Raw genomic sequence first — 12,380 nt, forward strand, 5'->3', positions numbered from 1 at the left:
TATGTCGCTACGTTCCTTTTTCTCTCGCCTGCTCACGCCGCACTCACATAGCCATCGTTCAGATAACGGCTTGGACACGCTTGAGTCAAATAATCATGGTTCGGATAGACACGGCTTAAAAAATAACACTGCGAATGGTCGCCAACCGACACCTATATGGCGATATTATCTTGTACAGTTTTTCATCATTATTACCTTGCTACTGTCAGCCGTTTGGTTATTGCTGGCGATTTGGTATCAGTTTGGGGCAGGCTCTGCCATCACTTGGTTAGCCGCACTTTTCATTGTTGGTGTACTGACAGCCTTACTGAGCGTTCGCTATTGGCCGAAAATCGCTCAGCGCTTTGATAATAGACAAGGCAGCAGTAAACCATGGAGCAACAAAGCAACCATAAATAGCAAGTCAGCAAATAAATGGTTAACCGCTTTATATGGCGCTATTTGGTTGGTAGGCGTTGGCTGGTTTTTTTCTATTGAACCCCAACAAGAGCGCGACTGGATGGCTGAGGTAAGTGAAAGAGTCACTTACGAGCGCGATGCAACCAATCCTGATTTGGTGACCCTAACCAATGTACGCAACTTTGATTGGCATACCGACACAGAGGCGACCGAACGCTGGGACACACGTACCATTGATATGTCCAAACTATCTGGCGTCGATGTCACCAACTCTTACTGGATGGGTCCACTGATTGCCCATACTTTGGTCAGTTTTCGTTTTGAAGATGATAGACCCCTTGCTTTCTCGTTTGAGATTCGTAAAGAAGAAGGCGAATCGTTTTCGGCATTGGCAGGGTTTTTTAGACGCTATGAGCTGAGCCTGATTGCCGCAGAAGAGCGCGATATTATTTATACCCGAACGAATGCGCGTGGCGAGCAAGTTTATCTATTTCCCGTTAGTAACTTGCAGCAGCACGAGGTCAAGTCACTATTTAAATCTTATTTAACCGCTGCCGATGAATTGAATGCCAAGCCTGCTTGGTATAACACATTACTCAGTAATTGCACCAATATCATTTTTTATATGGCGCGTATCGTCAGTGGCGATCGCCTGCCGTGGGATTATCGTATTTGGGTCTCTGGCTGGCTGCCAAATTATCTATATGATGTCGGTATGCTTGACGCTAATCCAGAAAAGACTGGACAGCCTTGGTCAATGGATACATGGTACGAGCGTACCCATATCAACTCAAAGGTTAAAGCATTTAATAATCAAATCACTCTAGAGTCTGGCGTTAATAGCAACGAAAACAGCCGCGAGTTCTCTCAGCAAATTCGTCAGGATATTCCTATCCCGCCATTGGCTGACACGCAAGAAGATGCTGAGGCAAAAGCCAAATCTGCGGCTCAGGCTTCTTATTAACATCAAGTAGCATTATACTTTTACCCTGCAATAATACCAACGTCACTGATGTCACTGATTTCAGTAACTCTCAGTATTATCAAGGCTTAACCCAGCTGATCACCCGATCCTCCATCGCTTCATCAGACATACCAGTCTCAGAAACACAGCGCCCAGCCACGCCAACATTGGCAGCACGCATTTGTTGCTGCGTTACCACTGCATCTTGGGTCAATAACAAATGCCAACTTGGCAAATTTTGTCCTTTATACAAACGCTTATAGGCGCAGTGCGAAGGCAACCACATCATCTGCGGGATATTGTCCATGGTCAGCTGAATACAGTCTGGTACATGCTCTTGACGCGTGTCATAGTGCTGACAATAACCCGTCGTACAGTCCATTAGCTGGCAAGTCACATCGGTATACTCGACCAACTCTTCATCCACATCGCCATTCTCATCTTCGTCAATATACTTAATCAAACAACAGCTGCCACAGCCATCACACAACGCTTCCCATTCGCTATGATTGAGTTCTGACAATGCAAAGCGCGACCAAAAATTCGGACGCAATGTGTCATTGAGCTTACTGTCATGGTCGCTGTTGCTTTCATTACCACTGTCAGGAAATAAGCTCACAGCTGATTTTTCCGTGACTTTTAGCGGCAACGTTTCGTCAGAGTCTAGATGGGCTGCACAGTTGTTTAACAAGTTTAGTGTCATAAAGGTGCCGTAGCATTTTGATAAAGAGCGTTACAGTATTATAGCTGTTTTTGCCTAGGTTGAGCGTTAAGGTAGTAAAAGTAAGAAAAACGATGTCGCAAAAACACAGACAAATAATCTTTATAACGTAAAACTCCTCACATAAAAAAGGATAATAATATGTCAATTAAGACTTTTGAATTAATCAGTACCACCGAAAACGGTGTCCAGCTTATCAGCTATGTGGCACTGCCAGAAAATGCATCTGACGACCATCCTGTTGCGGGAATTTTAGTAGCGCCAGAATGGTGGGGTATCGTTGATCACCCAAAATCAGTGGTCGAGCGCTTGGCAGAAGCAGGTTATGCTGCCGTCGCAATGGACGTGTACGGTGAAGGCAAGCTGACCACCGATGCTGCACAAGCGAATATGTGGATGGAGCAAGTATTAGAAGATCAAGATATGCTGATGGCGCGCTGCCGTTTAATCCTTAATGACTTTAGCGACCAACTAGCCGTTGATGGTGACAATCTAGCAGCGATTGGCTTTTGCTTCGGTGGTAAGGTCGTGCTTGATATGGCTCGCGAAGGTATGCCATTAAAAGCGGTCGCCACTTTCCATGGCAACCCAACACCAAAACAGCCAGCGGATAAAAACTTCACCGCTAACGTATTGGTTGCTCACGGTCGCGATGATTCAATGGTATCCATGGAAGCAATAGAAGGTCTAAAATCAGAACTAGATGCTGCTGGTGTTGACTATATTATCGATGTTTATGACAACGCTAAACATGGCTTTACCAACCCACATGCTGATGAGCGCGCTGCTAAAAATAATGTTGATCTTGGCTACAATGAAGCCGCTGCCAAGCAAAGCTGGGAAAACATGCTTGAATTTATGGAAAATAACTTAGGTAAATAACTTAGGTAAATAACTTAGGTAAATAATCTTTGGATCAGGCATATCAATAGCTGTTTTCAGGTTATTAACCCACTATTTATTAATCCCTATCTATTAACCCAATATATAGCAGAGTGCGTCCGCCGCACTCTGCTTTTTTTGATCATACAAAACCCACATTGCTCATTATACACTTACAAAGGCTTACTATTAGTAAGGATTTAAGACGCTAACATGGTTATTGCACAGTCGTGATTCATAAAATCGGTCACACCACTTGCTGATAGCTTACTAATCACTCACTAATAATAAGGTAAAACCATGAAAACCATCCAACAACTATTCGACTTTCATCATAAAACCATCATTATCAGTGGTGCAGCAGGCGCTATTGGTAGCGAGGCGGCACGGTTTTTAAGCTCATTAGGAGGCAACATTGTCCTCGCTGATTTAAATGAAGATAAAGTGAAGCAAATTGCCGCTGATATCGAAAAAGAAACAGGCAATGCAACCTTAGGTATGAAAACCGACTTTACTGACGAGACGCAAATTGCAGCCTTGGTCGATGCAACTATTGCAAAATTCGGTAAGATTTCTGCAGTAGTTAACAACGTCGGTTGGGGTGCAAATACGCCCTTATGGGAGTCTACCACCGAAAAAATGGTCAATGCGTACAAGCTCAACACCTTGGGATCTTATCATTTAACTCGTTTATGTATGCCGTATTTAAAACAAGAAGAAAACGCCTCTGTGGTATTTTCTGGATCCATGGTTGGCAATACACCATCGCCAGAATTTATCGAATACAGCACAGCTAAAGCGGGCTTGCTAAATATGGTGAAAAGTATGGCGGTCGCATCAGGTCCTGAAGTGCGCTTTAACTCATTAATTATTGGTACAGTAGATAATGGTGCCTCCTCTGAAGAAGCCGGTTATACCCAAGAAATGATCGATAATGTGGTCAAAGGTATCGTCCTAAAACGACGTGGCGTGCCAGCAGATATCGCTCAAGCGATGGCGTTTTTGTTAAGTGATGCAGCGTCTTGGATTACTGGTGCTGAACTGACAGTCAATGGCGGCGGTGTTTACAAAAGCAAAATGCCAACCTCATAAACTCAGCCATCACTTTAATCATAAATTTATAAACGATACATAATAGGGCGTGTTGAGCATTCGACCATACTGGGTAGGATTTTATCTACTCAGTATTTTTTATGCATAAACCTACCCGCTTAGACTTGGAACATACACCATGGCAACAACATTAAACGCAAAATTGCTAAAAGGCGCTATGCTTACTGGCGTAATCAATGCTTTCATTAACGGCGGGATACAATATTTCTTCTTAAAAACATACTCATCAATCGCAATATCTGTTGACTCTATTACCAATAATGAAGACACAGTGCTCGGTACCTCCGTTACCTTATCGATTACGTTAGCCATGATTTTAACTATGGTGGCTTATTTTGGTATCAAAGAAAAAAAAGTAGCCTTCTTTCCAACCGCTTTTTGGTTGACGATAAAGCATGGATTTTTTACCTTTGGGGTATTAACCTCTCTTGCTGTACTATGGCAAAAATACGCAGGTACGGTCGAAGTATCTTTGATTTCAGCTTTAATTATTATCGGTGTTATTGCAGGTATCGTCTCAGGTATGGTGAATTATCTAACCTTGCGTGAATGTACATTATCAGAAAGACATAAATTATATGCCGCTTAAATATCTTAGTATATAAAGCATCAAGGTCAGCTCAATGATAGTGAACGAATAATCTTGGGCTAATCCTTTTATTTTGATGAGCGCTTTGCTTGTGTTTGCTTTGAAATCGAGTCATCATCAAGCCATCAAATATTGAGTAACGGTGTGGTAGCGCTATGTCTGATATCAGCGGGTTTGTATGGCTTGTTTGTCTAGTAGTGATTATCGTTTTTTACAATAAACTAAAGCGACGCGTTGATCAGCTTCAACGAGACATCACGCAACTGCAAGATGAGTTACAAGCGCAGCAACACCGTGGCAGCTCTATGAATAATAACGCCGATAATGACGTAGACGTTCATACTGAGCCAATGGCTCAAACGCTAGCTGAGACTCACTCGCCCCAACCTATTATCGAGGAGCTATTTGACTCAGCACCTCCTTTATCTACTGCCACGATTCGCCCGAAACCAGCCCCTTCTCCAAAAAAACCATCGCCCATAGAGCCTGATGAGCGCTCACTGCCTATCGTCACGTCATTGATTCACTCTATCAAAAACTGGTTTTTTGGCGGTAATCTAGTCGTACGCGTTGGCGTGATCGTCCTACTTATCGGTGTGGTGCTACTACTTCGCTTGTTAAGCGACTATATCGAAGTGTCGATAGCGTCCAAGCTTTTAGCGATAGGCATCCTCGGTTTAGGTTTGGCAGCATTAGGTCTAAAATTGGCAAAAAATCGCTTTGCTTATGGCATCACCCTACAAGGCGCAGGCTTAGCGATTGCGTATTTAACGACCTTTTTTGCCTATAGCGTTTACCAAGTCATGCCTAGTCTACCGAGCTTTATTGGGCTTGGGCTATTATCTTCGATTACCATTGCACTCGCCGTGCGTCAAAACGCTTTTCCACTGGCTTTGTTGGCATTATCGGGTGGGTTTTTTGCGCCTATTTTGACCAGTGAAGACACGGGCAGTTTGGTGGTATTGTTTAGTTACTATCTACTATTGAACGTAACGATTGCGATTATCGCGCATTACCGCCCATGGAAAATACTGAATTTATTCGGTGTCATTGTGACATTTGGCTTGGCTTACTACTGGGGCATCAGTGAGAATTTGAGCACGGTCATTGAGGCGCAGCGCTGGTCTTTAGTCTTACTGGTCACCTTACACTTATTGCTATATCTGTTTGTCGTCATTCGCTATGCCCAACAAATCATTGCCTACAATACTCTTAATGAAACAGACATCATCCAGACAAATAGCGCAGACAACGTAAAACATCTAGATAGCGTTCACGCAAGAAATAATAGCTATGTATTCCCTATTGATACTGGCTTACTGTTTTCAGTGCCGATATTAGCCTTTGGTTTATTTGCGGCATTATTAGATGACATTCCTAACGCTTTAACCATCGCGAGTGCTATTTTAGCCACTGTTTATTTAGGACTCGGCTGGTTGTTTGTGCAGCGTAGCCAACGTTATGCCTTAATCACCGAAGGCATGCTGGCTTTAGGATTTGGTTTTTTGGCGCTGGTGATCCCGCTGGCATTAGATGCTGAATGGATTGCTTTTGGCTGGTCAGTACAAGGGTTGGCACTGGTATGGTTTGGACGGCGCTCACTACGCGCATGGTCAGTGTTATTTGGTTTGTTATTGCAGCTAATCAGTATAGGTATGCTGATGGTAAAAGTGGTCTTCGCCATTCAAGATTATCCAACATTGGCCTTAACCATTTCGGCTATGACTTATCTAGCCACTGTATTTATTTTACGCACGAACAACTCGCCAGCTATGCTAAATGATAGTTTGAACGAAGACTTAAATGATAGCTTAGATAATCATTCAGCATATTCTCAAGAGCAAAACGCCACGCCAGATGCGATAGCAACCTATGCCGACGCATTAGGTATTAGCACTCATGCCGCTCAGCAATGGCTAACCTCCATCAATAGCCAAAGCACCGTGTTTAATCTTGTTTGGCACAGTCCTATACTCATAAGGTTTTTGACCTTTACGGCTATAGCGTGGCTACTACAAGTGCTGCTGCTTGATTTTAACCAGTGGTTTGCCAGTTGGACACTAGCAACGACGACCATGATTGCACTCGCAGCTCTAATTAGCCTTGCCATTTATTGGACAATCAATCGTTATCGCTCGTGGATAGAAATCAGACAACTTAGCCACGGCTTATCGATCGTCTTTTATCTCATGCTCGTCATACAATTGCCGCAAAAATTCGAGTTTCATTTGATATGGCAAGGAGCAGATTGGCTACTATTGACTGGTCTAATCATTGGTTGGTTGGTCATCGGACAGTTGTGGTTAAAGACATGGTACGACCATTCCGAGCTGTCACGCTACGATGGCACAAGCTGGCTGGGAGCTAGCATTCTAATCATTGCTGCCGCCGCCCACTATGGACTAGCAGATTCCGCTGGGGTGATGGCTGTATTGATGCCAGCCATTTTAATATTGGCTGGATTATGGTGCTGTCATCGTTATGCTTACTATCCCAAGCAAAATACGCGTACAAACAAGGCATGCAAGCAAAGTCCACTATACTGGTTTGATTGGCAACAAGCGCTATTGAGCTGCGCGGCTATCTTTGCGCCCATTGCTTTAAATTGGGTCATCATTACCAACTGGTCATATGATGGTGTAATTTGGGATATGTCATATTTTCCGCTATTGAATTTATACGACATTACCTCATTGCTGACGCTATTGGTTGGTTTTAGTCTATATTATATGAGCCAACATCGCCGCGATGAGAGTCTTATCGAATCAAGTGCAGCCCCCCAAACTAAGCGTATATTCACTACTGATAATTTACTGGTTATATTGGGGCTTATCAGCTTTTGGCTGATTTCCAGTATGTTGGTTAGAACATTACATGCCTTTATCGGTACACCGCTGTGGGACAGCGCTCAGGGCGGCGCATGGAATAGCGAGCAAGTGCAGACAGGATTGACTATTTTATGGACGCTCTTAGCTTTAGTCGCCACCATCGTCGCCAGTCGCTATTGGCAGCGGACGCTTTGGTTTATGGGCATCGGGCTATTAGGTATTGTCGTACTCAAACTGGTATTGGTTGATTTGTCACAGACAGAAGCGATTTGGCGAGTGATATCTTTCCTTGGCGCAGGCAGTTTGATTCTGCTCATTGGTTATCTTGCACCGTTACCCCCTGCCCGCGATGAAATAGAAGATCCAGCTCAAGAGTAACCGCGCATCTGGTTGGGCGAAATTGTAGCGTGAGCAAGGTGGTTCTGTAGTAAACTGGACACCATGAAAAGTAAATGACGATCGTCTTACTTTGCGCATTTTTTATAAAAGGTTATGAAAGCAGATGGATAAGAGAGCAAGTATTCAGTGGTTCCCTGGGCACATGAACAAAGCCCGTAACGAAATCAAAGAAATCATGCCACAGATGGATTTGGTAATCGAGGTGATCGATGCGCGTATCCCATATAGTAGTGAAAACCCGATGGTCGCGGCATTGCGCGGCGAAAAACCCGTCATCAAAATCCTGAACAAAGCCGACCTTGCTGATCCTGAATTGACCCAAGCTTGGATGGACTATCTTGAGCAGCAAAGCGGTGTGAAAGCCATTGCTTGCGATACTGATAAAGCCAATGAGGTCAAACGTATCATCGCCATCTGTAAACAACTTGTACCCAATAAAGTGGGCACGGGTCGCCAAATCAAAGCCATGATTATGGGAATTCCAAACGTTGGTAAATCAACATTGATTAATACCTTGGCTGGACGTGCTGTCGCCAGAACTGGCGATGAGCCAGCGGTCACTAAGTCGCAGCAATTGATTAAGCTAGACGATGACATCATGCTCTATGACACGCCCGGTATGCTATGGCCAAAAGTCGAAAACGAAAACTCTGGCTATCGTTTGGCAGCGACGGGCGGTATTCGTGATACCGCTTTTGACTTCGCTGATGTTGCCAGCTATACCGCTGAATACTTGATGCAAGCCTATCCTGAGCTGCTAAAAACCCGCTACAAAATTGAAGCGCTACCAAAGACTGATTGGGAGTTTTTTGAAGTCGCTGGACGCAATCGCGGCTGTGTACGTTCGGGCAATCAAGTCGATACGTACCGCATGTCTGAGATTTTGATCAACGAGTTACGTAGCGCTAAGCTTGGGCGTATTACGCTTGAGACGCCAGCCATGTCTGAAGCTGAAGAACTCATCGTCGCTGAGCAACGCTTAGCAGCAGAAGAAAAAAGAATCGCCAAAGAAGAAGAAAAGCGCTTACGTCGTTTGAAAACGCGGAAGAATCGGAAATAATAAATCGACAACCCTTTGTGTCTATAATGTTAGCTGCATAAAATCATTCTAGAGCTCATGCAAAAAAAGCCCCTAAGGGCTTTTTTTTATATCTACTGCTAGCGATATCTAAGTCATCAACTACTTCTGTTTAGGCATGACTTTTTCGATAGCTTTCAACGCACAAGCTTCATCTTGTACTGCACCGCCTGCGCCGCCCGCTGCAATAGCGCCAATCACATCATTGCCAAACTTTAATGGCACACCACCACCGATCAGCAGTAAATCATTTACCGTATTCAAGTTATTTGAGTCTGGATTAGCGCGAGCATTATCCGCTAACGTACGTGAAGGCGTTTTGGTAGATAATGCCGTAAATGCCTTGCGGACAGCAGCATCAGTATTGTGCGGACCAACGTTATCATCACGCTGTAGCGCGATTAAATTACCAGCACGATCAACAACTGCGACAACGGCAGATTTGCCCTCTGCGTGACAGGCTGCCATGGTGGCATCGATTAATTCATTGGCCAACTCTAAAGAAACATTGGGCTGTTGTCATACTAGATTTGGTTTGGCGGCCAAAACGTTGGCTGAACAGCCAATGACTGCTAGTGCCAATAATGCTTTAGATAAATAATTCGACATTAACTTCATAAAGAGTCCTAAATATTACTCATACATGTGAGCGTTTGTTTGAAATGATGCTTGGTGAGCTTTAGTAAGCGTACTTGATGAAACCAGACAATGAGTTATCATTAACTCAAAGGTGCTCTTGCGACCCTAGCGAGAATGAGAGTCATAATCTTGCAAAAAGCACAACAATGATAAGTTAATTTTTCTACAAAATTCACTTAATTTTGTAAGATTTACTTTATAAATTTGCAACTCTACATTAATTTTTCTGTTACATACTCTGTTTTTTAACACTCACACTCATACTAATACTCAAAAGACGCTTACATCGTGGTAATCTCAAACAGCGCACAACAGTGATATCAACTCACTTCTTTCGAAAATCGGTTATAATTCATACACTAATATGCCAAAAATTGATGATATGACTCAGCTTACCCCCACTGCAAACCTCACAACGCTAGAAAATACTTTTACTCAATACTCTACTTCTCTCGATTCGTTCGCCCCGCGCCTACTCGATTGGTTCGCCGAAAACGGTCGCCATGACCTACCTTGGCAACAGCACCAAACCGACGCGCCCAATCCTTATATCGTCTGGCTATCCGAAGTCATGCTCCAGCAAACGCAAGTAACGACGGTACTGCCCTACTTTGCCCGTTTTATGGCATCGTTTCCAACGGTACAAGATTTAGCAGCCGCAGAATGGGATACGGTCGCGGAACATTGGGCGGGGCTTGGCTACTATGCGCGCGCGCGAAATTTGCATAAAGGCGCGAAACAACTGGTCGAAGTCATTGATGAGACGGGCGACTTTCCGCAGACGCTAGCAGGGTGGGAAGCCATATCTGGCGTCGGGCCATCAACTGCTGGCGCGATTATGGCGATGGGACTGCATCGTTATGGCGTCATTTGTGATGGCAATGTCAAACGTGTCTTGACGCGTTGGGCAGCGATTGACGGTGATATTACCAAATCTGCTACCACCAAAAAGCTATGGGCATTGGCAGAGCGATTAACGCCTGTCGATGACTCAGGATTATTCGCGCAAGCGATGATGGATATGGGCGCGACGTTATGCACGCGTAGCAAACCTGCCTGCCTATTATGTCCCCTTCAAGAGGACTGCCTAGCCCACGAGCAAGGACGCGAAACAGATTATCCAGTCAAAGCAAAAAAGCAGCCCAAACCCAGCAAGTTTAGCAATGCGTTATTGATTGAAGATATTGATGGCAAAATACTATGGCTACAACGCCCTGACAATGGCATTTGGGGCGGACTGTGGAGTTTGCCTTTACAGTTTGTTGAAAAAACCGCAGGCAAAGTGAATACTAAAACTGCCTCAGAAAAAACGACTGAAATTGACGATACATTATTAAAAGTGACCAGTAATGAAAAAGTATACGAAGCAGAATTTACCACTGCCGAGCAAATTATCAACGAGTGGTTAGACAAGCATAAATTGACAGCAAAAGCAGTCAGTAAAACTTTATTAGACGATGCCCCTATTAAACATTCACTGACCCATTTTCATTGGTATTTGACACCGCAATCGCTGATTTTAAATACTGAGCAAATTGCCGAAATAACCGAAGCCTTAGAAGCAGCACAAATTAATATTAATTGGCTAAATGCTGTTGACGCTCAGGCAACACTTGGACTGCCACGAGCAATGGTCAAGATTTTAGAATAATCCTTTGAACGCAATCGTTGAAAAGAACTGCTTAAAAAAACACGTAACACGCCATTAAAAAAGCGACTCAAAATGTATCTTGAGTCGCTTTTTTTATTTATCAGAAGATGAGGGCTTAGGACTTTGGCACACGTAAACGCATCAGGCCTTCTTGTTGTACCGTAGCAACCAGCTTACCATCTTGCCAAAACTGCCCATGGTTTAAACCCTTGGCATTAGACGTGGTATCACTCCACATGTCGTATAGCATCCAACCGTTTAGATCAAAATTACGATGAAAATGCATCGAGTGGTCAATACTAGCCGCTTGCAAGCCGCTGGTCATAAAGCTGACACCATGTGACATCAGCCCTGTACCAACCAGATAAAAATCGGACGAAAATGCCAACAGCGCTTGTTGAATCGCAACAGGCTGATTACCCAATTCGCGGATACGCAACCAGTTGGCTTGCTTAGGTTTCATTGGCTCTGGATGAATCGGATCACGCGGTTTAACGGGTTTAATTTCGACATGGCGACGGCGCATAAAGCGGGCTTTGAGTGCGTCTGGCACTTTTCCGACATACTCTTCTTTTAAATCTTGCTCAGCCAGTAAATCCTCCGGTGGCGGATAGACAGGCATGTCTTCTTGATACTCTAAACCCTCTTCCATCGGCGAAAACGAGGCTATCATTGAAAATATGACTTGCTCAACAGGCGCTTTACCACGCACCTCTTTATACTGAATGGCCGTCACTTCACGCGCAGACAGACTACGACCGTCACGCAAGCGGCGCACCTGATAAATCACTGGCTGCGTGATATCACCACCGCGCAAAAAATACCCGTGCAGTGAATGACAGGGTTTGTCTTTATCCAGTGTATGCGCCGCCGCCATGATGGCTTGGGCGAGCACTTGTCCACCAAAAATACGACTGCCAACATAGTCATGGCTCTTACCCTCAAAGACATCGGGGGTCACTTCAATAAGCGCTACAGTAGCTAGCAGCTCATCAATCAATTGCGAATAATCGGACATGACGATAGGTTTCCTTATTTTTATCAAAAACGCTAAGCATCTGAAAATACGCACCTAAAGATATCAATATCATATAGCGAAAGACAAAAGACACTTTGC

11 protein-coding genes are annotated in these 12,380 nt (G+C 44.1%); 8 read left to right on the forward strand and 3 right to left on the reverse strand.

Annotated features, from left to right (window positions below; genetic code table 11):
• The first annotated feature begins 1 nt into the window (after position 1).
• Positions 2 to 1,363 (forward strand): DUF4105 domain-containing protein, encoded by a 1,362-nt coding sequence (locus tag JMW94_RS00085; RefSeq protein WP_201599594.1) that lies wholly within the window; start codon positions 2 to 4, stop codon positions 1,361 to 1,363.
• Between the two features lie 79 nt (positions 1,364 to 1,442).
• On the opposite strand, the gene JMW94_RS00090 is transcribed toward JMW94_RS00085, so the two are convergent.
• Positions 1,443 to 1,916 carry a YcgN family cysteine cluster protein gene (locus JMW94_RS00090; RefSeq protein ID WP_227685364.1) on the reverse strand — a complete coding sequence of 158 codons (474 nt, stop codon included), beginning with the start codon at positions 1,914 to 1,916 and terminating at the stop codon, positions 1,443 to 1,445.
• Positions 1,917 to 2,225: 309 nt separating this feature from the next.
• Here JMW94_RS00090 and JMW94_RS00095 point away from each other — a divergent pair, with 309 nt between their 5' ends.
• The 5 genes from JMW94_RS00095 to ylqF all read left to right on the forward strand — a co-directional run bounded on the left by JMW94_RS00095 (position 2,226) and on the right by ylqF (position 8,955).
• Complete coding sequence (locus JMW94_RS00095; protein WP_109592098.1) at positions 2,226 to 2,966, forward strand: dienelactone hydrolase family protein; 741 nt, start codon at positions 2,226 to 2,228, stop codon at positions 2,964 to 2,966.
• 300 nt (positions 2,967 to 3,266) lie between these two features.
• Complete coding sequence (locus JMW94_RS00100; RefSeq protein ID WP_087813609.1) at positions 3,267 to 4,058, forward strand: SDR family NAD(P)-dependent oxidoreductase; 792 nt, start codon at positions 3,267 to 3,269, stop codon at positions 4,056 to 4,058.
• Positions 4,059 to 4,197: 139 nt separating this feature from the next.
• Positions 4,198 to 4,668: a hypothetical protein gene (locus tag JMW94_RS00105; RefSeq protein ID WP_045445942.1), complete on the forward strand. Its 471-nt coding sequence runs from the start codon at positions 4,198 to 4,200 to the stop codon at positions 4,666 to 4,668.
• Between the two features lie 155 nt (positions 4,669 to 4,823).
• Positions 4,824 to 7,874 carry a DUF2339 domain-containing protein gene (locus tag JMW94_RS00110; protein WP_201599598.1) on the forward strand — a complete coding sequence of 1,017 codons (3,051 nt, stop codon included), beginning with the start codon at positions 4,824 to 4,826 and terminating at the stop codon, positions 7,872 to 7,874.
• A gap of 124 nt (positions 7,875 to 7,998) precedes the next feature.
• Complete coding sequence (ylqF, locus tag JMW94_RS00115) at positions 7,999 to 8,955, forward strand: ribosome biogenesis GTPase YlqF (RefSeq protein ID WP_201599599.1); 957 nt, start codon at positions 7,999 to 8,001, stop codon at positions 8,953 to 8,955.
• A 120-nt stretch (positions 8,956 to 9,075) separates the two neighbouring features.
• On the opposite strand, the gene JMW94_RS00120 is transcribed toward ylqF, so the two are convergent.
• The gene (locus JMW94_RS00120) at positions 9,076 to 9,441 is read right to left on the reverse strand and encodes a GlcG/HbpS family heme-binding protein (RefSeq protein WP_265088289.1); all 366 of its coding nucleotides are present in this window, start codon (positions 9,439 to 9,441) and stop codon (positions 9,076 to 9,078) included.
• Between JMW94_RS00120 and JMW94_RS14935 the strand changes: the two genes are divergently transcribed.
• Positions 9,440 to 9,574 carry a hypothetical protein gene (locus JMW94_RS14935; protein ID WP_265088290.1) on the forward strand — a complete coding sequence of 45 codons (135 nt, stop codon included), beginning with the start codon at positions 9,440 to 9,442 and terminating at the stop codon, positions 9,572 to 9,574. The genes JMW94_RS00120 and JMW94_RS14935 overlap by 2 nt on opposite strands.
• Positions 9,575 to 9,994: 420 nt before the next feature.
• Complete coding sequence (gene mutY / locus JMW94_RS00125; protein WP_201599600.1) at positions 9,995 to 11,263, forward strand: A/G-specific adenine glycosylase; 1,269 nt, start codon at positions 9,995 to 9,997, stop codon at positions 11,261 to 11,263.
• Positions 11,264 to 11,378: 115 nt separating this feature from the next.
• Here the strand turns inward: mutY and JMW94_RS00130 are convergent, their stop codons facing one another.
• Positions 11,379 to 12,281 (reverse strand): acyl-CoA thioesterase, encoded by a 903-nt coding sequence (locus tag JMW94_RS00130; RefSeq protein ID WP_060491950.1) that lies wholly within the window; start codon positions 12,279 to 12,281, stop codon positions 11,379 to 11,381.
• Positions 12,282 to 12,380 lie beyond the last annotated feature (99 nt).

This window comes from Psychrobacter immobilis, assembly GCF_904846185.1.
GTDB lineage: Bacteria > Pseudomonadota > Gammaproteobacteria > Pseudomonadales > Moraxellaceae > Psychrobacter > Psychrobacter immobilis_B.

Excerpts from the sequence above, each read along its gene's own strand:
- JMW94_RS00085 (WP_201599594.1), top strand. The coding sequence starts at position 2 with ATGTCGCTACGTTCCTTTTTCTCTCGCCTGCTCACGCCGCACTCACAT.
- JMW94_RS00095 (WP_109592098.1), top strand. The coding sequence starts at position 2,226 with ATGTCAATTAAGACTTTTGAATTAATCAGTACCACCGAAAACGGTGTC.
- JMW94_RS00100 (WP_087813609.1), top strand. The coding sequence starts at position 3,267 with ATGAAAACCATCCAACAACTATTCGACTTTCATCATAAAACCATCATT.
- JMW94_RS00105 (WP_045445942.1), top strand. The coding sequence starts at position 4,198 with ATGGCAACAACATTAAACGCAAAATTGCTAAAAGGCGCTATGCTTACT.
- JMW94_RS00110 (WP_201599598.1), top strand. The coding sequence starts at position 4,824 with ATGTCTGATATCAGCGGGTTTGTATGGCTTGTTTGTCTAGTAGTGATT.
- ylqF (WP_201599599.1), top strand. The coding sequence starts at position 7,999 with ATGGATAAGAGAGCAAGTATTCAGTGGTTCCCTGGGCACATGAACAAA.
- JMW94_RS14935 (WP_265088290.1), top strand. The coding sequence starts at position 9,440 with ATGGTGGCATCGATTAATTCATTGGCCAACTCTAAAGAAACATTGGGC.
- JMW94_RS00120 (WP_265088289.1), bottom strand. The coding sequence starts at position 9,441 with ATGGCAGCCTGTCACGCAGAGGGCAAATCTGCCGTTGTCGCAGTTGTT.
- mutY (WP_201599600.1), top strand. The coding sequence starts at position 9,995 with ATGACTCAGCTTACCCCCACTGCAAACCTCACAACGCTAGAAAATACT.
- JMW94_RS00130 (WP_060491950.1), bottom strand. The coding sequence starts at position 12,281 with ATGTCCGATTATTCGCAATTGATTGATGAGCTGCTAGCTACTGTAGCG.